Here is a 21579-nt window from a genome sequence, read left to right as displayed (position 1 = left end):
CCCCGCCTTCACTCGCGCGTTCGCGTGCAGGTCCCGAGGTCTTCACGCACCAAGGCATAATCGTCTGCCGCCAGTGCGCGGGCGTTGGCGTCACGCGAGAGAATCGCGGTTTCGGGCAGCGTCTCGGGCAGCGAACAGGCCAGACGATACCATTCGAGCGTCCCCGGTTGCGGCGCACGCGCCGCCTGGTCGACGATCTCGGTCCACGAGACCCCCCAGCGCGGCGCCTGCCCCGGCCGGCGCACGACCGTTACCGATACCGGGCCGTCGTTTTCGGTATCGAGGAACAGCTGTGTTTCCGATTCGCCGACCAGCGTACCCTCGACCGCGAGCGCATCGCGAATCCCGGTAACTCGCGGCGGTGCATCCTGCGCCAGCAATTCGGCCAGCACCGGACGCAGGCGCGCCTCGAACGCCTCGCTATAGGCGAACTGCGCGCGCGGATCGACCAGCTGGAGCTGCGCCGGGCTGCCGGCGACGGGCCTTGCGAACAGGATGACTTCCTGTTTCTTCAGCTTGGGCGGCTTGCCCTTCGCATCGAGCGGCACATCGACCAGATAGCGCAGCGCTTCGCCCAGCGGCGCATTGCCCGCAATCAGCGCCGAGGTGCGGGCCTCGATATACAGCCGGACGAAGCCGGGCTGCAGACCTGGCGAACGTTCCGGTTCGACGGTTGCCTGCCGGCGGATCTGCGCGCGCACCACCAGCGGCGCCTCGTCAGCCAGATCGACCATGTCGGCATAGGTCAGTTCCGCCGTGCGCGCACCGTCCTGCGCCATGGCCGTCACGGGCACTGCCGCGAGCGCTGCACCGAGAAGCAGGAACGGGCCGGGGGTGCGTAAGATCGACATAAGAGCAGCTTTCGATTTTGCGGTACGGTTTCGAATCACTGAACCCACCGGCGTTAAGGTCGGTTCCTCCAGCCAAGCTACTGAATTGGCGGTTAACCGATAAAGGGTTTGCGGACGCTTCGCATCGTAGCTAAAGGGTCGGACCGGACCCGAGTGGATGACACTTTATTGCTTGGGGAGAGGCGTCCGGGTTCTTAGTGAGAATTTCGGTCTGCCTTCGTCGCGAGAGTCTTCAGGGTCTCGAGCGGCGCGAACGCGTTAACGATTCCCCAAGTCGCGCCAATCCGGCGGGTCGCAAAGGGGTTTTCAATTGCCCCGGGATTTCCGGGGTGACCGATGGAGTGAAGCAACCGAATGGCTTATGCTGACCAACAGATGAGCGGCAATCGCATCGTCGCGATCATCATTGTTGCCCTCATCCATGTCGCTCTCGGTTACGCTCTCATCACCGGTCTCGCATATAATGCGGTCCAGCAGGTGGTCGAGCGCGTAACGACGATCGATATCGAGGAGCCCCCGCCGCCCGAGGAAGAGCCGCCGCCGCCGCCGGAGAACGTGCCCGACACGCCTCCGCCGCCGGTTGCACCGCCGCCGCCGATCAACATCGCGCCGGCACCGCCTCCGATCCGTACGCAGACGACGATCCCGCCGCCGGCTCCGCCGCAGCTCGTCATTCCGCCGCCTGCGCCCCCGGCACCGCCGCCGCCGCCTTCGCAGGCACGTGGCGCATCGCCCAAGGGTCAGGCCGGCTGGGCACGTCGCATCCAGAGCAACTATCCCCGCCGTGCCGAACGTGAAGGCATCGAGGGTAACGTTGGCGTGACCATCACGGTCGGAACCGACGGGCGCGTAGCATCCTGCCGCGTGAGCAATTCCAGCGGGTCGAGCGATCTCGACCAGGCTGCTTGCGACGGCATGACCCGCTATGCGCGTTACGAACCGGCGCTGAATGCTGCGGGCAACCCGATCCAGGACACCGTGTCCACGACGATCGTTTATCGGCTTAACTAACCTCGTTTCTGCCCAGGGTCAGGGTACCCGGCGCAAAAGACACTCTCAAAAGGACCATTCGTTATGACCTTCGAACTTCTTGCAGCTGCCGCTGATGCGGCACCGGAGAACTCCTTCGGTTTTCTTGAAGCCATGGAACAGGGCGGTTTCGTTGCCTGGTTCATTCTCGGCGTGATGGTGATCATGTCGGTCGGTTCGTTCTACATCCTGTTCACCAAGCTGTTCGAACAGCGCAAGGTGCTGGCGCAGTACAAGGCCGTCCGCACGCAGTTCTGGAAGACCGGCTCGCTGCGCGACGGCGCGACCAAGCTCGACAAGAACAGCGCATGGCGCCAGCTCGTCGACGACGCCATCCTGGCCGAAGACCAGCACGCCAAGATGACCGACAAGCTCGAAGCCCACGACTGGATGCACGGTTCGCTCCAGCGCTCGGAAGACACGATCAACTCGAAGCTCGCGGGCGGCCTGTCGTTCCTCGCGACGGTCGGTGCAACCGCTCCCTTCGTCGGCCTGCTCGGTACGGTTATCGGTATCTACCGCGCCCTGATCAACATCGGCATCGCCGGTTCGGCATCGATCGACAAGGTCGCCGGCCCCGTCGGTGAAGCGCTGATCATGACCGCCATCGGCCTGCTCGTCGCGGTTCCCGCCGTGTTCGCCTACAACTGGCTCCAGAGCCGCAACAAGCGCATCGCCGAACTGCTCCACGCGTTCTCGACCGATCTGCTTGCGAACATCAACTCGGCCGGCAGCGTCAAGCCGACCTACATGACCGCGACGTCGACGCAGGCTGCCGGCAAGGCCGCCCGCACCGCTCCGGCTGCCAAGCCCGCTGCGACGACCACCACGGTCAAGAAGTAATCGATCGGACCGGGGGCGGCCTCCTGCCGCCCCCGCCCACCGCATCGAACCCAAGAATTTCGAACGTTAGGAACTGAACCATGGCGATTTCGACAGGAGGTGGCGCCGACACGCCGATGTCGGACATCAACACCACTCCGCTCGTGGACGTGATGCTGGTGCTTCTGATCATCTTCCTCATCGCGGTTCCGGTCGCGATCCAGACCATCGAAAAGCTGGAAATCCCGGTTTTCGAATCGACTGAATCGAAGGACAAGGTGGAAAACCTTCTCCTGACCGTCAGCACGACCGACGAGAACGGTGTCAGCGCGGGCGAACCCGGCTTCGCCGGCGCTTCGCGGAACGGCCAATGCCGCGTCTATTTCGGCAATGTTACCCCGGTCACCTCGGAAGAGCTCTATGACCAGGCATTCGAACGCCTCGATGCCATCGTACAGCGTGCCGGTGGTCCCGACGCCATCATGGACGATCCGGAGAAGATCCCGCAGGTACACATTCGCGGTGACGTGAACGCTCCGTGGTCCTGCGTGGCCGGCGCGATCTACAACGTCCAGGCGGCGGGTTATCCCACCGTCGGCTTCATTTCGAACCCGGTTGATCCCAACGCGTGATCGCGCGGTTCGACAAAGCAGATTAGGGAGTAACCCACTATGGCAATGTCAGGCGGCAAGGATGATGGCGCGCCGATGATGGAAATGAACATGACGCCGTTGATCGACGTCCTGCTCGTTCTCCTCATCATGTTCATCATCACCATCCCGGTCGCGACGCACTCGGTCGATATCGACCTGCCCGCACCCAATAACGTTCCGCAAGACATCACCGTCGAGCCGGAAAAGAACAAGCTGGTGCTTTCAGCGCAGAACGAGATCCTGTGGAACGGTAATGCGATCGATATGGGCCAGCTGCGTACGCTGCTGGAAGAATCGAAGAACATCAATCCGGAACCCGAACTCCAGTTCGAACCGGAAGCCCAGGCCAGCTACGATCTCGCGGCCAAGGTGCTGCAGCTGATCAAGGCTAGCGGAGTCACCAAGTTCGGCTTCGTCGGCAACGAACAGTATCGGACATTCGGCAAGAGCTGAGATTTCGAGACCTCGAAAAACCGGGAAAGGGGCGGAGCGATCCGCCCCTTTTTCTTTGCGCGTCAGTCCCCCGCAAGTGGGTCGTCGACGCGCATGGCCGATCCGGCCAGGCTTTCCGCTTCAAGCAACAATTCGTCATCGACCGTCCCTTGCGGCGTCGCCTCACGCCCGATCATCACCATGACCGGCACGGCGAGCGGACTCACGCGGTCGAGTTCAACGTGGACCAATTGCTCGGCCGAGCGATCGAGCAAATCGCCAAGCCGCCCGACATCGGTCATCCGCGTCCGCGCATCGGCCCAGGCGGCTTCGATCAGCACATGATCGGGTTCGTACTTGCGCAGCACGTCGTAGATGAGGTCGGTCGAGAAGGTCACCTGCTTGCCGGTCTTTCGCTTGCCCGGATGCTGGCGTTCGACCAGGCCCCCGATAACCGCAACCTCGCGAAACGCGCGGCGCAGGAGATGCGAATTCTGCACCCATTCGACGAATTCGTCCTGCAGTATATCGGGTGACAGCAGCGGCCCCGGCTCACTGACCGGTTTGAGCCCCCATACAGCCAGCGAATAGTCGTTGGCGACGAAGCCGCCGGGCATTAGCCCGCGATCTTCCATTCGCCGCGTGATGAGCATCCCCAGGCTTTGGTTCGCGTTCCAGCCTTCGAAGGTATAGTAGACGCTGTAATGCCGCTTCGCATGCGGGAAGCTTTCAACCAGCAACTGCCCGGGACCAGGCATCTGCGAGCGCCAATCCTGCACCTCGAGCCATTCGCGTACATCATCAGGGAAGCGGGCCCACCCCGCCCGGTCGACCAGCATGGCGCGCACCCGGTCTGCCAGGTGCGTCGTCAGCGGCAAGCGCGCGCCGCCGTAACTGGGTATCATCGCACTGGCTTTCGCCGCCCGGACGAACACCTCCATATCCTGCAGTTTGACCACCTCGAGGCTCATCCCCGCAAAGGCGAAGGTGTCCCCGGGACTGAGCGAGGCGGCAAACCGTTCCTCGACCTTGCCAAGGCTACGTCCCCCGCGCCCGCGACCCGAGCTGATGCGCACTTCGAGCATTTCGGAATCGATGATGATGCCCGCGTTCATGCGGTGTCGCTGTGCCTGCTGCGGATGGGCCAGCCGCCAGATGCCGTCCCCGTCGCGCTGGATCCGCTTGAACTTGTCATAGGCCTTGAGGGCATAGCCACCCGTTTCAACGAATGAGAGCACCCGCTGCCACACCGCTTCGTCGACCCAGGTATAGGACAGGCTGGCCCGGATTTCGGCCAGCAGGCCCGCTTCGTCGAACGGCGCGGCACAGGCGCAGGCCATTACGTGCTGGGCGAGCACATCGAGCCCGCCCGGACGGAAGGTTTCGCCGTCCCGCTTGCCTTCGTCGACCGCCTCCTTCGCAGCGGTGGCTTCGAGGAATTCGAACCGGTTGCCTGGTACCAGCAAGGCCCGGCTCGGTTGATCGAGACGGTGATTGGCACGCCCAATGCGCTGCAGCAGCCGCGAGGAGCCCTTGGGGGCCCCCATCTGGACCACCAGGTCGATATCCCCCCAGTCGACGCCCAGGTCGAGACTGGCGGTCGCCACCAACGCGCGTAACTCGCCCCTTGCCATCGCGCCTTCCACCTTGCGGCGCGCCTCCTTGCTCAGCGAGCCGTGATGAACGCCGATCGGCAGGTTGTCGTCGTTCACATCCCACAGGTTCTGAAAAATATACTCGGCGAGGAACCGCGTGTTGGTGAAGATCAGCGTCGTGCGGTTGGCGCGGATCTGTTCGTAGAGCTGCGGCACCGCCCAGGTCGCCGCGTGTCCGCCCCACGGAACCCGTTCCTCATTGGGCAGGAGGATCTCGACTTCCGCGGGCGACCCCGTTTCGCCTGCTACCAATTCCACCGAATCGATATCGCCCCACGGGGCCAGCCATTCGCGGAACCCTTCCGGGTTGGCGAGCGTCGCCGATAGCGCGACCCGTTGCAGGTCAGGTGCGAGCGCCTGCAGCCGCGTCAGCGCAAGCGCGAGGAGATCGCCTCGCTTGTCCGTGGCAAAGGCGTGCACTTCATCAATCACCACGCGCTTCAGCCCGCGAAACAGCTCGAAACTGTCAGGATAGGAGAGCAGCAGCGACAGGCTCTCCGGCGTGGTCAGGAGGACGTGCGGAGGGCGGCTGCGTTGCCGCTTCTTACGATCGGAAGGCGTGTCGCCGCTGCGCGTTTCGACCCTCAGCGGCAGGCCCATCTCTTCGATCGGAGCCAGGAGATTGCGCTGGACATCATGCGCAAGAGCCTTGAGCGGTGAGATATACAGGGCGTGCAGGCCCGGTGGAGGCTCCGACCCTTTGAGACGCGCCTGGGTAAAATCGGCCAGCGTTGGCAGGAAGCCTGCAAGGGTTTTGCCCGCACCGGTATCAGCCACCAGCAAGGCGTGCCGCCCCCGATCGCTGGCAACCAGCATATCGAGCTGGTGCCGCCGGATGCGCCAATCGCGCCCGGCAAACCAATCGGCGATCTCGGGCGGAACGTCGGGCTGCATCAGCCTAGAAGCGCCGGAGACACCATACTGGTTCCGGGTAACGACCTTGGGACGCTCCCCGGCCCCTGCGGCCTATTGCTCTGCCGTCTCATCCAGCGGCTTGGGCGGATTGACGAGGTCGGCTAGCTGGGCCGGGTCGACATCGAGCAGTTCCGCCATGCGCTGGCGCTGTGCCCCCGTCAGATCACCGTATCCGCGCTCGGCCGGGAGCGCCGCCCTCGCCTCGCGCATCGCGCTTTCAATATCGCCGAAGCCGTTCATCATCGCGGGCAGCGCCTGCATGCTCGCCTGCATCACCTGCGGATCGGCGAACAGCGCCATTGATTCGCGCGCATATTCGCTCCCCGTCGGGGTGGCGAAGAAGGCCGCGATGTCGGCCAGTTGCCCCTCGTCGAAACGGACAGCATAGGCTTTCGACAGCCCTTCGCGCATCGGGGCCTCCATGGCCGAGAACATCCCGCCCATGCGTAAGGTGAGGACCTCGACCATCGCATCGCCGCGCGCCTCATAGGCAGGATCGAGCATTGCGGTCAGTTCCGCCTGTTCGTCTTCACCGAGCGCCTCAATGGCCTCGGCTTCGATAGCCAGACGCGCCCCAAGCACAAATTCGGGCTGCGAGAACATCGACAGCATCGGACGAAGCATCTTGTCCATCATGCCGCCCATCATTTCGCCATAGAAGCCATCGGGCATCATCTGGCCGACCACCGCTTGCGCAGCAGGCAACCGGGCGGTCTGCTCGTCGGTCAAGGGTTCGGTCTGGAACAGACCGGCCATCATTCCCGCAAACCCGTCGAGGGCCTCCGGCGACATCGCGCTTTCGTGGGTGGCCGTTTCCTGCTGCGCGACTACCGGCGCAGCGCAGACCAGCGCAGCCGCCGCGATGAATTTGCCTGCCATTCCCTTCATAACTTGCCCCCTGTTTGCCCGGACTCAGTGACCGGCTTGCGGACCGCGCTCGAGGCCCGATTCCGCCAGTTGTTCGTCGATCTGCGCAACGAGCCGGGCAAGCCCCTCCTCGCTCTCGCTCTCCGCTCGCGCAACCAGCACGTCCTGCGTATTCGAAGCGCGCAGCAGCCACCAGCCGTCATCGGTGGTAACCCGCACACCATCGGTCGTGTCGGCCAGTGCATCGCTGGCAGCAACGCGTCCGGCGATCTCTCCGATAGCAGCGAACTTGCGGCTTTCATCGACCTGGAAGCGCATTTCGGGCGTGTTGATCATCGGCGGCATGGCCGAGCGCAGTTCGGTCACCGATTTCCCCAACCGCGCAGCGGCAGCGATCAGCCGAATGCCGGCATAGAGCGCGTCGTCATAGCCGTAATATTCATCCGCGAAGAACACGTGGCCGCTCATTTCGCCGGCAAGCGGCGAGCCCGTTTCCTTCATTTTGGACTTGATCAGCGAATGCCCGGTCTTCCACATCAGGGGTTCGCCGCCATGCGCTGCGACATGGTCGAACAGCGCACGGCTGGCCTTCACATCGGCGATGATCGTGGCGCCCTTGCGCCGCGCGAGCAGGTCTTCGGCGAACACCATCAGCAACTGGTCGCCCCAAATGACCCGGCCTTCGCCGTCGATCGCACCGATACGGTCGCCGTCCCCGTCGAAAGCCACCCCGAAATCGAGCGACTTCTCGGCGACCAGATTGCGCAAATCCGCGAGGTTCTCCTCGACGGTGGGATCGGGGTGATGATTGGGAAATTCGCCATCGACATCGGTAAACAGCAGGTGATGTTCGCCCGGAAGACGCGCGGCGAGCTTTTCGAGCGCCGGACCGGCCGCGCCGTTCCCCGCGTCCCAACCGACCTTGAGGCCGGCAAGCGAGGCGGGATCGATCCCGTCAAGCGCTTCCAGCATCCGTTCGATATAGGCATCGATGACATCGCGGTCCTCGACCGATCCCGAGCCGTCAACCCATTCGCCCGCACTGCTCCTGCGGCCCAGCTCCTGGATGTCCGCCCCGAAAAACGGCCGCCCCTGAAACACCATCTTGAAGCCGTTGTAATTGGCGGGGTTGTGGCTGCCGGTTATCTCGATGCCGCCATCCACGTCCTCGGCTGACGCTTCGGCATAATACAGCATCGGCGTGGGGCCCATGCCGATGCGGACGACATCCATCCCTGACGCGTTCAACCCTTCGACGAGGGCGTGTTCAAGCATGGGCGAACTGACCCGGCCATCGTAGCCCACCGCCACTTTCCTGCCGCCAGCCTCTGCCAGCATCGAGCCGAAACTGCGTCCGATCGCGCGCGCGTCATCCGCGCCAAGCGTTTCGCCGATGATCCCGCGGATGTCGTATTCGCGCAAAACGGTAGGATGGAAACTGTGAGTCATTCTGAACGCTCCGTTCGCGTGTGTTCAAGCCGGGCGAGCAGCAGGTCGCGGGCTGCATTCACCTCTTGCAGCGCCGCGGCGCTACCGCCTTTGTCCGGGTGGATGATTGTAGCAATGCGCCGATGTGCCAAACGAATTTCTTCGGCCGAAGCGTTACGCGGGACATCGAGCAGGCGGCGCGCATTGTCGAGCGCGCGCTCGCTCGAACTGCGGGTCGAGAGATACTCCCACGGCCATTTCCCAAGCAGCCAGCGGCATGCCACGCAAATTACCAGGGCCAGGGCAATATAGCGGATCATCGTGCGGCCGCTGCCTTCTCCCGGGCTTCTGACCCCGGCAGGCGCAACGTGGCGATAAGCCCGCGCAATTCCTGCCGCGCCACCAGGTGGCTGGTCCCCAGATCGCCCAGATGGCCCTTGTCGAGGAGCGTCAGGCCCGAGGGGAAGAGCTCGCGGTAGACCACGCGTTCGGACAGCCCCTTGGCGACGCGGAAGCCGACCCGCTTGGACATTTCGGTAAGCGCCTGTTCGATCCGCGCCATATTGCGCGCCTCGGTGTAACCGGTGCGGTTGCGTACAACCACCCAGTCCATCTGCGCGCGGTTCTGTTCGATCGACGTACGGCTGCGTTTAAGCCGGGCTTCCCATATGAGTTCCGCATAGAACGAAAGCTTGCGCACCTTGAAATTCTCGCTTTCGACCTGTCCGATCAGATCGAAGTCGACGAAGCTGTCGTTCATCGGTGTGACCAGCGTGTCGGACATGGTCGCCGCATGCCGGGCCAGCGGATCATCACGGCCAGGCGTGTCGATGATCACGAAGTCGGCGCCGATGGATTCCGCCGCAATCAACGCTTCCATGCCCGCTTCGTCCAGGTCCTCGACCACATGGCACTGCGCGGTCGGCAGTTCGATCCCGCGGCGCTTCATCGTCTCCGCACGGTTCTCGAAATAACGGCACATGGTCCGTTGGCGGTGATCGAGATCGAACGCGGCCACCCGCGCACCGCCGAAAGCGAGCGCGACTGCGACATGCACCGCGGTGGTCGATTTCCCGGTGCCGCCCTTTTCGTTCGCAAAAACGATACGGTGGGGACGGGCGGTCATCGAATAGGGGCCGGGAATTTCATACTGCGCCTGTCCCTATCCAACCCATCGCGCTGCGGCAATGTAGCGCCCGCCTGCCGTGTCCGATTCCCACAATGACGGATGCTTACTAGCGGTCATTGTCCGCTTTGCTAGAATCGCGGCCGCCTGGGTCGCAGTAGACCGGCGAGAACCGGCCAAAGCCGGCAGCCGCGAACGCTCATTCTAGAGGAACCCCAGGATATGAAGAAACTGATCTACACCGCACTCGCTCTCTTCTGCGTGACCGGCATGGCTGCCGAACCCGTAGTTGCGCAGGGGCGCTCCTCGGGCCGCAAGGCGCAGGAGCGGGCGAGCATGGAAATTCCGCGCTGCTCGCAAAACCTTGGGACGATTGCCGTGGTCGAACCCGACGACAAATGGTGGCGCGAGCTCAATCTCGGCAGCCCCGAACAGATCATCCGGGTGTTTGTCCAACGCTCTGGCTGTTTTACCATGGTCAGCCGCGGCCGGGCAATGCGCAGCCGCGCCATGGAACGCGCGCTGGAGGAACAGGGCGAATTGCAGGACGGGCAGAATGTCGGCCTGGGCCAGGTCCGCACAGCCGATTACTTCCTCCAACCCGACATTGTCAGCGCGAACAGCAATTCGGGCGGAGGCGGCGGAGTGCTCGGTGGAGTGGTCGGCGGCCTGTTCGGCCGCACCGCCGGCGCGCTGGTAGGCGGAATTCGCGTCAAGAAAGGCGAAGCCAATGTCGTCCTGTCGCTGGTGAATGCCCGAACCACGGTCGAGGAAGCGCTGGTCGAAGGCTATTTTCGCAAAAAGGACCTCGGCTGGGCTGCCGGGGGCGGCTTGTTCGGCGGCGGGGGCGGCGCTGCAGGGGGCTTCGGCGGGTATGAGAACACGGCGATCGGACAGATCATCGTGCTGGCCTACCTCAATGCCTATACCGATCTGGTGACCCAGTTGGGCGGCCTGCCGACGGATGCGGCTGCCGCGGCACCCATCGCACGCTGACATCGGCGATCTTGCCACGCGAGGGGCGGAACGGCACAGGTCGCTCCGCCCCTTTCGATTCCATTGCCTTTCTTTCGGGAGACGAATGCTGCTTACCGTCCACACGCTCGATGACCTGCGGGCTGCCACCGATAGACTGGGCGGTAGCGGCACGATTGCGCTGGTCCCCACCATGGGCGCGCTGCACGAGGGGCATCTGACCCTGGTCAGGGCCGCCCGGGCCAAGGCGGATCATGTGGCGGTCTCCATCTTCGTCAATCCGCGCCAGTTTGGCCCAAACGAAGATCTCGATGCATACCCGCGGCAGCTCGCACGGGACGCCGCATTGCTCGAAACGGAAGGCGTGGCGCTGTTGTGGGCGCCTGCTCCCGACATCGTCTATCCTGCGGGCTATGCCACCAACATCTCGGTCGCGGGCGTCAGCGAGGGCCTGTGCGGCGGCGATCGCCCCGGGCATTTCGACGGCGTGGCCACGGTCGTCTGCAAACTGTTCAACCAGGTTCGCCCGGACATGGCATTCTTTGGCGAAAAGGACTGGCAGCAGTTGGCAGTCATTCGCAGGATGGCGCGCGACCTCGATCTTACGCGGCCGCATGTCGATGCGATTCACGGTGTTGCCATCGTCCGCGAGGCCGATGGTCTCGCCATGTCGAGCCGCAATGCCTATCTCACGCCCGACCAGCGCTGTGCCGGTGCGGCACTGCCACGCAGCATGAAGCAGGCGATCGCCCGCCTGATGCAGGGCGAGCCGTCCAACACCGTGCTCGAGGACCTGCGGGGGGAACTGACCAGTGCGGGCTTTGGCAGTATCGACTATGCCGAACTACGCCGTGGCGACGATCTTGGCCCCGCCGATAGCGCTATGGCAGACAGCCGGCTGTTCGTGGCCGCACGGATCGGCGGGACCCGGCTGATCGACAATATGCCGCTAACGTGACTGCGCTCCCGGAAGCTGTCCGGGACAAGCGATAGAAACGAAGGAAAGATGGAGCGGGTAAGGGGAATCGAACCCCTCTAGCCAGCTTGGAAGGCTGGAGCATTACCACTATGCTATACCCGCTCGGGTGCGGCGCCAATGCCATCGAAGCGGCTTCGGCGTCAACACGCTATTGTGACGTATCGCTGCTTTCACCGCGTTCTTCTTCTGCGGAGGATGCCAGCGTTTCCGCCAGAGTCGGCTCGTCCTCGATCATCGGCGGTTCGCGCGTGAGGACCTCGATTTCGACGCGCCGGTTGGCGGCACGGCCGTCTTCGTCGGGCGTACCGTCCGGGAGGGCATTCGGGGCGATGGGGTTCTGCTCGCCGAAGGCAATTGTGCGGATCCGGTCTTCGGCGACGCCGTTTTCGACCAGCCAGTCGCGCACCGCCTCGGCCCGGGCGAGCGATGCCCGCATATTCGCCTCGTCGCTGCCACCGCTGTCGGTGTGACCGCGCAGATAGATCAGCCCGCCTTCCTCGTTCTGCGGCGACGCAAGCACTGTGGCGAGCGCCGCGCGGCCTTCTTCGGTCAGTTCGGTGCCGTCGGGGAACTCCACAGTGGTTTCGAGCGACCCGCTGGGCTCGAAACTCTCGATTGGCTCGACCTGGAACTCGGGCCGGAAGATCGAGCGCTTTTCGGGCGGCGCGTCGGCATCGGAGGGCGGCTGCGGCTGATCATCCTTGCAGCCTGCAAGCATCGTAGCCGCCATGGCGGCCGCCAGTGTCAGAGTGGAACGGTGCTTCATCTCATGCCCCCTGTTCGGCGGTCTTGTTGCGTTTGCGATCGCGTTTGGCAGCCGCATCCTGAGCGCTGCGTTCCTGCGGAGGCGCGAAACTGACGATCACGTCGCCTGCCCGCGGCTCGGGCCGCGCGGCATGCGTGAAGAAGCGCAGCGTGCCGTTGTCGCGCACCAGCAGCAGCATGGCGGCGGCATCGGGCAAGCGATCCTGCGCCGCGGCAAAGGTGAATTCTTCCGAGAGCTTGGTCTTGCGGAACACCCAGCCCCGCGCCAGCCGTTCGTTTACGTCTTCGACGCCGAAGCCGCTTTCGAACAAGGCGCGGCCGCGGATGCCGCTCGGCAGCGCGTGGCGGTCCTCGTCGTCGATCGCATCACCGAGCTGGAAAACCGTATCGCGTCCGATCTCATAGGCGAATTCATTGCAGACGAGCGCGTTGTACGCCTCGTTTTCGGTTGCCGCCACCAGCACTGAATAGGGGGTCAGGTCGAGATTGTGCTCGGTCGCCTCATTGAGGATTTCCCCATGGTAGAAAGGCAGCCCCTTCTGGCGGGCGAGCGCGAGCCGCTGCCAGCTCGAATCGACGACCATCACGGGCGCCTTGAGTTCCTGCATCATGAGCGCAAGCGAGATCGTCCACGGCGTGCTCCCGACGATGAGCACCCCCGGGCGGTTGCTGCCCTTGAGATTGAGCAGGCGCGCGACGAGATCGATCGTGAAACCGTGCGCCACGATGGTGGCGACCACCACCGCGAAGCTGAGCCCGATCAGTGCCGTACCGTCATAGCCGATATCCTCGAGCCGGAGCGCGAACAGGCCGGAGATGGCCACCAGCACGATACCGCGCGGTGCGATCCAGGAAAGGAACAGCCGTTCGTTCCACGGGACCGAACTGCCGAGCAGGCTCAGCAGGATGGTTGCGGGTCGAACGAGGAACAACAGCGCGAGCAGGAACAGACCGAAGTTCCAGTTGAGATAAGCCAGTTCCTCGAATTCGAGGCTGGCCGAAAGCAGGACGAATATGCCGGCGATAAGGATTACCGCGATGTTCTGCTTGAACGGATGAATGCTGCGCAGGGACGAAACGTTCATGTTCGCCAGCGCGATGCCCATCACGGTCACCGCGACCAGCCCGGCTTCGTGCTCGATCTGGTTGGACAGCACGAACACTACGATGACCGAGGTAAGCAGCACGGGCACCTTGAGATATTCGGGAATGGCCCCGCGCGGAAACGCCCAGGCGATCGCCGCGGCCGCGACATAGCCGATCAGACCTGCGATGATGGCGGCGATGATCAGCGGCGGGACGACTTCGAACAGGCTGGCACCAGGCGATTCGGTAACCGCGCGAAAATATTCGTAGGACACCACTGCGAAGAGCGCGCCGATGGGGTCGTTGACGATGGCTTCCCACTTGAGGATCGCTGCGGGCCGTGCCTTGACCGACGATTGGCGCAGCAGCGGCATCACCACCGTCGGCCCGGTGACTACCAGGATGCCGGCGAACAGGATCGCCACCGGCCATTCGAGACCGCCGATCGAGTGCGCAGCGAATGCGCCGAGCACCCAAGCGATCGGCCCGCCCAGCAAGACCAGCCGCCAGACCCCTTCGCCTGCATGCCGAAGCTCACGAAAATCGAGGCTGAGCCCGCCTTCGAACAGGATGAGCGCGACCCCGATAGCGATCATCGGATCGAGCAGGTCGCCGAATGCGTGTTCGGGATCGAACAGGCCGAGCACCGGGCCCGCCAGGAAGCCCGCCGCAAGCATAAGGACGATGGCCGGCCAACCCGTCCGCCAGGCCAGCCATTGGGCACCTATGCCCAGCATGCCGACCATCGCGATGACTAGTGATTGTTCCATGGGTCTCTCTGGCTGCGCGGCTGTCCGCCGACCGGTGCGCCGCAACGCGCGAGTACCCTTAATGCCCGATGGACAGAATATATCCAGTCCTGCGCGAAACGCTTAGTCGCCATCGAAGGCCATCAAGGCGCGGACATCGAGCGACTGGCTGGCCAAGCGCGCATTGCCACCCAGATCGGGCAGGTCGATCACGAATGCAGCGCGATCGACACGCGCACCGGCTTTGCGGAGCAGTTCGGTAGCGGCGACCGCGGTGCCCCCGGTCGCGAGCAGGTCGTCGACGATCGCCACATGCTGGCCTGCGCCGACCGCGGCGGGATCCATTTCCAAGCGGTCGAGCCCGTATTCCAGTTCGTATTCGACGCCGATCACTTCGCAGGGCAATTTACCCGGCTTGCGGATCGGCAGGAAGGGCAACTCGAGCCGGGCAGCCACCGCTGCACCGAAGATAAAGCCGCGCGCTTCCATGCCCGCAATCGCTTCAGCGCCCGCAACCGCCTGCGTCAACCACTCGACCGTTGCAGCAAAACCGCGGCCATGACCGAGAAGCGTGGTGATGTCGCGAAACTGGATACCCGTCTTGGGGAAGTCCGGAATCGTGCGGACAAGTGCTTTGATTTCGTCAGGCGTCATGGCCTACCTCCCCGGATTCGAAACGCCCCTCGCATCACCAGGATGCAAGGGGCGCGAAAATCGTCAGACCGAATGGGTTCAGTCTTTCTTGGGCTTTGCCGCTGCCCAGATCTGCTGTTTCGACAAATAGGCCAGAACCGTAGCGAAGAGCAGGAAGATCAACACCGGCCAGCCGGTCTGCTTGCGCTGGACCATGGTCGGTTCTGCGGTCCAGGCGAGGAAGGCCGCGACATCGGTCGACATCTGTTCCACCGTCGCCTCCGTCCCGTCGTCATAGGTGACCTGGCCCGTGGTGGTCAGCGGCGGAGCCATCGCGAGGTTGAGGTTCGGGAAATAGGGGTTGTGATAGAGACCCGGTCCCGGAGCGGCTTCGGGATGTTCGGCGAGCAGTTCCGCCGTCGGCTCGGAATAGCCCGAAAGCAGCGAAGCCACGTAGTTCACACCGTCGCCGCGCGCCTTGGTCATCAGCGATAGGTCGGGCGGGATGGCGTTGTTGTTCGCCGCCGCAGCCGCAACATTGTTGGGATAGGGATCGGGGAAGTAGTCGGTCGGAAGGCCGGGGCGCGTGGTCGCTTCCCCGGTGTTCGGATCGATACCCGGCACCTGCTTCGAAGCGGCGAACGCCTTTACCTGGCCCTCGTCATAGCCAAGCTGTTCGAGGTCGCGGAAGGCGACGAACTTGAGGCTGTGGCATGCCGCACAAACCTCGTCGTAAACCTTGAAGCCGCGCTGCAGCTGCTGGATGTCCCACTTGCCGAACGGCCCGTCGAACGAGAAGGCGATATCACGCGGTTCCTCGTAGGGAAGGTGCCCGGCAGGCTCTTCGGTCATCCAGGCATAGGCACCCAAGACGAAGGAATAGAGCGCAATCAGTGCGAAGCCGAGGCCGACGAGAATGGCGACGAGGCGGATGCTGAGAAGCTTGGTCATGTCTGGTCTCGTAACTCGCTTAGACGGCCGGCGTGGTGTTTTCGCCGAGCACCGCCTTCTTGTCCGAGCCGAGGACGGCTTCGGTGATCGAATAGGGCAGCGGTTCGGACTTCTCGATCTGGCCGACGATCGGCAGGATCACGAGGAAGTGCAGGAAGTAATACGCCGTCGCGATCTGGCTGAGCATCACATAGGGCTCTTCCGCCGGGGCACCGCCGCAGATGAACAGCACGACCATCGCGGGGATCAGGCCGAACCAGAAGAACTTGCGGAACAGCGGGCGGTAGTGGCCGCTGCGCACGGGCGACTTGTCGAGCCAGGGCAGGATGAACCACACCAGGATCGAGCCGAACATTGCAATCACGCCGAGCAGCTTCGCGGGGAAGAACAGGAAGTCGACGGTGAAGGCGCGCAGGATCGCGTAGAACGGCCAGAAGTACCATTCGGGCACGATGTGCGCCGGCGTCGAAAGCGGGTTGGCTTCGATGTAATTGTCCGGGTGGCCCAGCGCATTGGGCAGGAAGAACACCATGGTGAAGAACAGCAGCAGCGCGATGCCGAGGCCGAAGCCGTCCTTCGCGGTGTAGTACGGATGGAACGGGAGCGTATCGCTCTCGCTCTTCACTTCGACACCGGTCGGGTTCGACGAACCGGGAATGTGCAGCGCCCAGATGTGCAGGATGACGACACCCGCAATCACGAAGGGCAGCAGGAAGTGGAGACTGAAAAAGCGGTTGAGCGCGGCATTGTCGGGCGCGAAGCCGCCCAGCAGCCACACCTGGATCGGTTCGCCGACCACGGGAATGGCACCGAACAGGCCGGTGATCACCTTGGCACCCCAGAAGCTCATCTGGCCCCAGGGCAGGACGTAACCCATGAACGCGGTCGCCATCATGAGCAGGAAGATGACCACACCGAGCAGCCAGATCATTTCCCGCGGGGCCTTGTACGAGCTGTAGAACAGGCCGCGGAAGATGTGGAGGTAGATCACGATGAAGAAGAAGCTGGCGCCATTGGCGTGCGCATAGCGCATCATCCAGCCCCAGTTGACGTCACGCATTATATGCTCGGTCGTCGCGAAGGCGACCTGCGCATTGGCGGCATAATGCATCGCCAGAACCACACCAGTGACGATCTGCACCACCAGGAAGAAGCCGGCGAGGACGCCGAAATTCCAGAAATAGCTCAGGTTGCGCGGCACCGGATAACCTGCGCCGACAGCGTTATAAACGAGGCGCGGCAGCGGCAACTTCTCGTCGAGGAATTTGGTGACCCCATTGGTGGGGGCGTATTCCTTGGCCCAGGGAAAGCTCATCGTATCGTCTCTTCTCTCTAAGCTCAGCCGACCTGGATGACGGTGTCCGAGGTGAACTCGTACTCCGGCACTTCGAGGTTGGTCGGGGCCGGACCCTTACGGATACGGCCCGCGGTGTCGTAGTGCGAACCGTGGCAGGGGCAGAAATACCCGCCGAATTCGCCCTTCACTTCGCCTTCGGCCGCCCCGAGCGGGACGCAGCCGAGGTGGGTGCATACACCCATGGTGACGAGCATGTCCTCATGCCCTTCCTTCGTCCGATCGGCGAGCGATGCCGGATCGCGAAGCGAGCGTGCCGGCGTCGCATTGGCGGCGGCGACTTCGGCCGGGGTAAGCCGGCGGATGAACAGCGGCTGCTTGCGGAAGACGGCCTTGATCGCCTGCCCCGGCTCGATCGCCGAAACGTCGACCTCGGTCGAGCTGGCGGCGAGCACGTCCTTCGACGGCGCCATCTGAGTAACCAGCGGATAGACGACCGCTAGGCCGCCGATACCTGCCGCGCTTACCGCAGCGATGTCGAGGAAATCGCGGCGGCGAATGCCATCGGCGGTGTCGCCTGCCGTTTCGGGAGTTGCGGTTGCAGCCGTGTCTGCCATCAGCGCTTTGCCTTGCCTGCCTTGTACCTGCGCCCCGGGCCTGGACCCGGAGACGCGCTGTGCGAATTTATCGACCGGGTGAGGTGGAAAGCCGGCGCACACGACATAGATAACGCGTCCGCAAAAGCCCCATATGTGCCCGGTTTGGACGCGCCTCTAGCCGCTCTGCGGCGGGTTGCCAACCGCCATTTTGGCAAGCTTTATGCAGTCGCGTGCAACCGAGGCCCGTTCCGGCCCGGCACCGGCGATTGGCTCTATCGGCCAAGCGCGATGATGCTGAGCTGGCGGCCGGCCGTTTCCTCGCCCCGGTGCCCTGCGCGGCGATAGGAATGAAAACGCTCTGGCTGCGTGTAGGTATCCTGTCGCACGTCGTCGATCCGGGTGACGCCTGCCTCGCGCAAGCGCTGGGCCGCATAGGCCGGCAGGTCGAACTGCCAATGTCCAGCGCGGCCGGGCGTGAAGAAGCGGGCATCGGCGTGCGTGAAATGGTCCCGAAACGCGGCGTCGACCTCGTAGCTTGCCTGGGCAATCGTCGGCCCGATGGCCGCCCGGATGGCCCCGCGGTTTGCGCCGAGGGTCTCCATCGCGGCTACCGTGTTGCCAAGCACGCCAGCCGATGCACCGCGCCACCCGGCATGCGCCACGCCGATGACGCGCGCCTCCGGATCGGCGAGCAGCACCGGCGCGCAGTCCGCGGTAACGATACCCAGCGCAAGGGCAGGCCGGTCCGTGACGATTGCATCGGCTTCGGGAGGCTCTTCCCAGGCATCGCAAGCGGTCACGACCGTCGCGGAATGGACCTGCCTGACGCGGACAAGCGCGGCGCCGGGAAGAATCTGGTCCGCGCCAAGGCCCGCGGAGCTGGAGAACCCATGAGGGATATCGCCCAGCGAGGAAGCCGTAAGATAGTCGCGCATCGTACTAGCCCAGCGAACGGGTAACCTGTTCATATGTATCGCGCGACAGCTTCGGCGCTTCGGCAATCCGCTGGAGCGCTTCGCGCATCAACTGCGCGCGGCCTTCCTCGATCCGGCGCCAGCGCCCCAGTGCGGGAACGAACCGGGCAGCGGTTTGCGCATTGATCGGATCGAGTTCGAGGATCAGATCGGCGAGCATGCGATAGCCCTCGCCATCGGCAGAATGGAACGCGCCGGGGTTGCTGGCGAAGGCCATGTAGAGCGACCGCACGCGATTCGGATTGCGCAGCGCGAAATCCTCATGTTCGCGCAAGGCCTTCACATGCTCGATCGCGTGGGGATGAAGCGAACTGGCCTGCAGCGCGAACCACTTGTCGATCACCAGAGCGTTGCCCTGGTATCGATTGTAGAAGTCGAGCAGCCGGCCGGTGCGTTCCGCACTGTCGAGCCCGGCCAGCACCATCAGCGCGCCCTGCCGATCGGTCATATTGTCCGCGCGGTCGTATTGCTGCGCCGCAAGACCGGATGCGGTGGCCGGATCGCCGGCAGCGGCATAGGATAGCGCCAGCGTCTTGACCTTGCGCGCGCCCTTCGCCTCGGCATCGAGTGCAAAGGGCACTTGGGCGGCTCTTTCGTAGAGCGCATGGAGAGGATCGGCGAGCCGTGTGGCTACGTCCGCCTTGAGCGCTTCGCGAGCGGCATGGATACTGCCCGGATCGGCGATCAGCATCTGTTCCGCTATGTACGCCTGGCTCGGCATGACCATCAGTTCGCCGCGCATCAGATCGTCGAGCGCGCTATCCTCGATCACTGCGCGCATCGCCTGCGCGATATCTCCGCGCGCAGCGTCGCGCTCGGCATCGTCGAGCTCGCCTGAGACGCTGCCGACAAGATAGCCTGTCATCAGTTCCTGCATCGCTTCGTACCGCGCGAAGGGATCGTCGTCGCGCGCGGCAAGGAAGACGAGTTCGTCGCGCGGAACATCACGGTCGATGGAGACCGGCGCCGAAAAGCCGCGATTGATCGAGAGCACGGGTCTGGTCGCAAAGCCGTCGAAGGAAAATTGTGCGGTCTCGCTATCGAGCACTACCAGTTCTTCACCCGCGTGATTGCCACTCTCACGGTCGAACAACGCCAGGCTGAGCGGGATAGGCATCGGCTGCTTGTCGGGCTGGCCTGGCGTCGCAGGTACGGTTTGCGTCAGCGTGAGCGTGGCGGTCTGGCCTTCATGTATCAGCCGCGCGGCAACCTTGGGGGTCCCGGCCTGCGAGTACCATAGCCGGAACTGCGCAAGATCCAGATCGGCGCCGTCCTCCATCGCGCGAACGAAGTCCTCGCAGGTCGCCGCTTCGCCATCGTGGCGCTCGAAGTAGAGATCGGTGCCGCGGCGGAAGGCTTCCTCGCCTGCCATCGTCCGCATCATGCGAATGACCTCGGCGCCCTTGTTATAGACAGTGGCAGTGTAGAAATTGCTGATTTCGCGATACGAATCCGGACGGATCGGATGAGCCAGCGGCCCCGAATCCTCGGGAAACTGCACACCGCGCAACACGCGCACATCCTCGATCCGCTTGACCGGCGCGCTGCCCATTTGCGCGCTGAACAGCTGGTCGCGCAGTACCGTGAAGCCTTCCTTGAGGCTCAGCTGGAACCAGTCGCGGCAGGTTATCCTATTGCCCGACCAGTTATGGAAATACTCATGGCCGATTACGCCTTCGATCCCGTCGTAATCGCCATCGGTGGCGGTCTCGGGGTCGGCAAGGACGTATTTGGTGTTGAAGATGTTGAGGCCCTTGTTCTCCATCGCCCCCATGTTGAAATCGGATACTGCGACGATGTTGAACAGGTCGAGATCGTATTCGCGCCCGAAGACCTCCTCATCCCAGCGCATCGAGCGCTTGAGGCTTTTCATCGCGTGCTCGGTCCGGTCGAGATCGCCGTCGCGGACATAGACGTTGAGCTCCACCTCGCGGCCGTTCATGGTCGTGAAGCTGTCGCTGCGGGCGACAAGATCGCCAGCGACGAGTGCGAAGAGATAGGACGGCTTGGGCCACGGATCGTGCCATTCGGCCCAGTGCGTAGCGCCTTCCTCGCCCTGATCCGTCCGATTGCCGTTGCAGAGCAGGACAGGAAACAGGGCTTTGGGCCCGCTCATCCGGACGGTATAGGTGCTCAGCACGTCGGGCCGGTCGGGGAAGAAGGTGATCCGGCGGAACCCTTCCGCTTCGCATTGCGTGCACAGCATTCCGCCCGAAGCGTACAGCCCCATCAGTTGCGAATTGGCCGACGGATCGATGACGGTGACGATCTCGAGCGAGTGGCGTTCGCCGGGAAGCGTCACCAGCAGATCTTCGCCATCCATCCGGTAATCGGTACTTTCGTCGCCGTCGCACGATAGGGACTCGAGCTGGAGCCCGTCGCCGTTCAGGCGGATGGTCCGCTCCGCTTCAGCCGCCGGATTGCGTTCGATCTCCAGTCTTGCGGTAACTCGCGTTTTATCCAATGCGAGATCGAACGTCAGGCGGATGGTCGGAACCAGCCAGGGAAAGGGCTTGTAATCCTCGCGGCGGATTTCGGGTGGGGCCTTTGGCTGGATGGCGGCGTCGGCCATTTCGGGATTGCCGTCGGGGGTTGCGGGAGTGCGCGCGATATCCATGGAATTCCTGTCGAATGCGTAGCTTCTTGATCTGTCACTCCTTGCAACGTCCGTCGAGACATTGCGTTCACAAGGCGCTGCGCCGATTGCAGCGATTGACAGCGCCGCTGGCCTGCCCCAGCCAGCGACCTCGCATGATCCTCGTGTTCGACCTCTTTTCTGCGGCCAATATCAGCCGC

The 21579-nt window shown here is 63.6% G+C and carries 20 protein-coding genes and 1 tRNA gene; 6 read left to right on the top strand and 15 right to left on the bottom strand.

All coding sequences use genetic code 11. The features are described from left to right. Positions 1-8: 8 nt before the first annotated feature. Entirely contained in the window at positions 9-851 is an 843-nt protein-coding gene (locus GRI55_RS04290; protein ID WP_160766289.1) for a hypothetical protein, read from the bottom strand. A 354-nt stretch (positions 852-1205) separates the two neighbouring features. On the opposite strand from GRI55_RS04290, the gene GRI55_RS04285 reads away from it, so the two are divergent. The 4 genes from GRI55_RS04285 (at position 1206) to GRI55_RS04270 (ending at position 3808) form a co-directional block, all read left to right on the top strand. Further along, positions 1206-1862 (top strand): energy transducer TonB, encoded by a 657-nt coding sequence (locus GRI55_RS04285; RefSeq protein ID WP_050601389.1) that lies wholly within the window; start codon positions 1206-1208, stop codon positions 1860-1862. 63 nt (positions 1863-1925) lie between these two features. Next, on the top strand, positions 1926-2723 hold the full coding sequence (locus tag GRI55_RS04280) for a MotA/TolQ/ExbB proton channel family protein (protein WP_050601390.1): 798 nt from the start codon (positions 1926-1928) through the stop codon (positions 2721-2723). 80 nt (positions 2724-2803) lie between these two features. After that, positions 2804-3334, top strand: a complete 531-nt coding sequence (locus tag GRI55_RS04275; RefSeq protein WP_197458156.1) for an ExbD/TolR family protein — start codon at positions 2804-2806, stop codon at positions 3332-3334. A 39-nt stretch (positions 3335-3373) separates the two neighbouring features. Then, positions 3374-3808: an ExbD/TolR family protein gene (locus tag GRI55_RS04270; RefSeq protein WP_050601392.1), complete on the top strand. Its 435-nt coding sequence runs from the start codon at positions 3374-3376 to the stop codon at positions 3806-3808. A gap of 62 nt (positions 3809-3870) precedes the next feature. Here GRI55_RS04270 and GRI55_RS04265 read toward each other — a convergent pair whose 3' ends face one another. The 5 genes from GRI55_RS04265 to GRI55_RS04245 all read right to left on the bottom strand — a co-directional run bounded on the left by GRI55_RS04265 (position 3871) and on the right by GRI55_RS04245 (position 9778). Beyond that, entirely contained in the window at positions 3871-6336 is a 2466-nt protein-coding gene (locus tag GRI55_RS04265) for a ligase-associated DNA damage response DEXH box helicase (protein ID WP_160766288.1), read from the bottom strand. 72 nt (positions 6337-6408) lie between these two features. Beyond that, the gene (locus tag GRI55_RS04260; RefSeq protein WP_160766287.1) at positions 6409-7245 is read right to left on the bottom strand and encodes a DUF2059 domain-containing protein; all 837 of its coding nucleotides are present in this window, start codon (positions 7243-7245) and stop codon (positions 6409-6411) included. Between the two features lie 24 nt (positions 7246-7269). Beyond that, positions 7270-8673, bottom strand: a complete 1404-nt coding sequence (gene pgmG / locus GRI55_RS04255; RefSeq protein ID WP_160766286.1) for a phosphoglucomutase/phosphomannomutase PgmG — start codon at positions 8671-8673, stop codon at positions 7270-7272. Then, complete coding sequence (locus tag GRI55_RS04250) at positions 8670-8972, bottom strand: J domain-containing protein (protein ID WP_050601396.1); 303 nt, start codon at positions 8970-8972, stop codon at positions 8670-8672. Before GRI55_RS04250 ends, pgmG begins: the two co-directional genes overlap by 4 nt. Further along, positions 8969-9778, bottom strand: coding sequence for a division plane positioning ATPase MipZ (locus GRI55_RS04245; RefSeq protein ID WP_063506802.1), 810 nt, complete (start codon positions 9776-9778; stop codon positions 8969-8971). The genes GRI55_RS04250 and GRI55_RS04245 overlap by 4 nt, the downstream gene beginning before the upstream one ends. A gap of 222 nt (positions 9779-10000) precedes the next feature. On the opposite strand from GRI55_RS04245, the gene GRI55_RS04240 reads away from it, so the two are divergent. Then, positions 10001-10774 (top strand): CsgG/HfaB family protein, encoded by a 774-nt coding sequence (locus GRI55_RS04240; protein WP_050601398.1) that lies wholly within the window; start codon positions 10001-10003, stop codon positions 10772-10774. An 88-nt stretch (positions 10775-10862) separates the two neighbouring features. Beyond that, a complete protein-coding gene (gene panC / locus GRI55_RS04235) occupies positions 10863-11711 on the top strand; it encodes a pantoate--beta-alanine ligase (RefSeq protein ID WP_237452428.1) in 849 nt (282 codons plus the stop codon). A 49-nt stretch (positions 11712-11760) separates the two neighbouring features. Here panC and GRI55_RS04230 read toward each other — a convergent pair. The 9 genes from GRI55_RS04230 to pepN all read right to left on the bottom strand — a co-directional run bounded on the left by GRI55_RS04230 (position 11761) and on the right by pepN (position 21400). Beyond that, a tRNA-Gly gene (locus GRI55_RS04230) sits at positions 11761-11834 on the bottom strand. A 46-nt stretch (positions 11835-11880) separates the two neighbouring features. Further along, a complete protein-coding gene (locus GRI55_RS04225; RefSeq protein WP_237452390.1) occupies positions 11881-12498 on the bottom strand; it encodes an OmpA family protein in 618 nt (205 codons plus the stop codon). A 1-nt stretch (position 12499) separates the two neighbouring features. Next, positions 12500-14353: a cation:proton antiporter gene (locus tag GRI55_RS04220; RefSeq protein ID WP_063505357.1), complete on the bottom strand. Its 1854-nt coding sequence runs from the start codon at positions 14351-14353 to the stop codon at positions 12500-12502. A gap of 102 nt (positions 14354-14455) precedes the next feature. Beyond that, the gene (locus tag GRI55_RS04215; protein WP_063505356.1) at positions 14456-14986 is read right to left on the bottom strand and encodes an adenine phosphoribosyltransferase; all 531 of its coding nucleotides are present in this window, start codon (positions 14984-14986) and stop codon (positions 14456-14458) included. Positions 14987-15064: 78 nt separating this feature from the next. Then, complete coding sequence (locus GRI55_RS04210; RefSeq protein WP_050601402.1) at positions 15065-15916, bottom strand: cytochrome c1; 852 nt, start codon at positions 15914-15916, stop codon at positions 15065-15067. A 19-nt stretch (positions 15917-15935) separates the two neighbouring features. After that, complete coding sequence (locus GRI55_RS04205) at positions 15936-17231, bottom strand: cytochrome b (RefSeq protein ID WP_063505355.1); 1296 nt, start codon at positions 17229-17231, stop codon at positions 15936-15938. Positions 17232-17254: 23 nt separating this feature from the next. Next, positions 17255-17827 carry a ubiquinol-cytochrome c reductase iron-sulfur subunit gene (gene petA / locus GRI55_RS04200; RefSeq protein ID WP_160766284.1) on the bottom strand — a complete coding sequence of 191 codons (573 nt, stop codon included), beginning with the start codon at positions 17825-17827 and terminating at the stop codon, positions 17255-17257. Between the two features lie 254 nt (positions 17828-18081). After that, a complete protein-coding gene (gene pgeF / locus GRI55_RS04195) occupies positions 18082-18744 on the bottom strand; it encodes a peptidoglycan editing factor PgeF (RefSeq protein WP_160766283.1) in 663 nt (220 codons plus the stop codon). 4 nt (positions 18745-18748) lie between these two features. After that, a complete protein-coding gene (pepN, locus tag GRI55_RS04190) occupies positions 18749-21400 on the bottom strand; it encodes an aminopeptidase N (RefSeq protein WP_160766282.1) in 2652 nt (883 codons plus the stop codon). Positions 21401-21579 lie beyond the last annotated feature (179 nt).

It is taken from the genome of Qipengyuania citrea (genome assembly GCF_009828015.1).
Lineage (GTDB): Bacteria > Pseudomonadota > Alphaproteobacteria > Sphingomonadales > Sphingomonadaceae > Qipengyuania > Qipengyuania citrea.
Note: the sequence above shows the minus strand (reverse complement) of the source record. Positions and strands in the feature narration are given on the sequence as shown.

Coding starts and splice junctions, on each gene's coding strand:
- GRI55_RS04260 (WP_160766287.1), bottom strand. CDS start 7,245: ATGAAGGGAATGGCAGGCAAATTCATCGCGGCGGCTGCGCTGGTCTGC.
- pgeF (WP_160766283.1), bottom strand. CDS start 18,744: ATGCGCGACTATCTTACGGCTTCCTCGCTGGGCGATATCCCTCATGGG.
- GRI55_RS04240 (WP_050601398.1), top strand. CDS start 10,001: ATGAAGAAACTGATCTACACCGCACTCGCTCTCTTCTGCGTGACCGGC.
- GRI55_RS04245 (WP_063506802.1), bottom strand. CDS start 9,778: ATGACCGCCCGTCCCCACCGTATCGTTTTTGCGAACGAAAAGGGCGGC.
- GRI55_RS04215 (WP_063505356.1), bottom strand. CDS start 14,986: ATGACGCCTGACGAAATCAAAGCACTTGTCCGCACGATTCCGGACTTC.
- GRI55_RS04270 (WP_050601392.1), top strand. CDS start 3,374: ATGGCAATGTCAGGCGGCAAGGATGATGGCGCGCCGATGATGGAAATG.
- GRI55_RS04250 (WP_050601396.1), bottom strand. CDS start 8,972: ATGATCCGCTATATTGCCCTGGCCCTGGTAATTTGCGTGGCATGCCGC.
- GRI55_RS04210 (WP_050601402.1), bottom strand. CDS start 15,916: ATGACCAAGCTTCTCAGCATCCGCCTCGTCGCCATTCTCGTCGGCCTC.
- GRI55_RS04225 (WP_237452390.1), bottom strand. CDS start 12,498: ATGAAGCACCGTTCCACTCTGACACTGGCGGCCGCCATGGCGGCTACG.
- GRI55_RS04275 (WP_197458156.1), top strand. CDS start 2,804: ATGGCGATTTCGACAGGAGGTGGCGCCGACACGCCGATGTCGGACATC.
- pepN (WP_160766282.1), bottom strand. CDS start 21,400: ATGGATATCGCGCGCACTCCCGCAACCCCCGACGGCAATCCCGAAATG.
- petA (WP_160766284.1), bottom strand. CDS start 17,827: ATGGCAGACACGGCTGCAACCGCAACTCCCGAAACGGCAGGCGACACC.
- GRI55_RS04280 (WP_050601390.1), top strand. CDS start 1,926: ATGACCTTCGAACTTCTTGCAGCTGCCGCTGATGCGGCACCGGAGAAC.
- GRI55_RS04220 (WP_063505357.1), bottom strand. CDS start 14,353: ATGGAACAATCACTAGTCATCGCGATGGTCGGCATGCTGGGCATAGGT.
- pgmG (WP_160766286.1), bottom strand. CDS start 8,673: ATGACTCACAGTTTCCATCCTACCGTTTTGCGCGAATACGACATCCGC.
- GRI55_RS04205 (WP_063505355.1), bottom strand. CDS start 17,231: ATGAGCTTTCCCTGGGCCAAGGAATACGCCCCCACCAATGGGGTCACC.
- GRI55_RS04265 (WP_160766288.1), bottom strand. CDS start 6,336: ATGCAGCCCGACGTTCCGCCCGAGATCGCCGATTGGTTTGCCGGGCGC.
- GRI55_RS04285 (WP_050601389.1), top strand. CDS start 1,206: ATGGCTTATGCTGACCAACAGATGAGCGGCAATCGCATCGTCGCGATC.
- GRI55_RS04290 (WP_160766289.1), bottom strand. CDS start 851: ATGTCGATCTTACGCACCCCCGGCCCGTTCCTGCTTCTCGGTGCAGCG.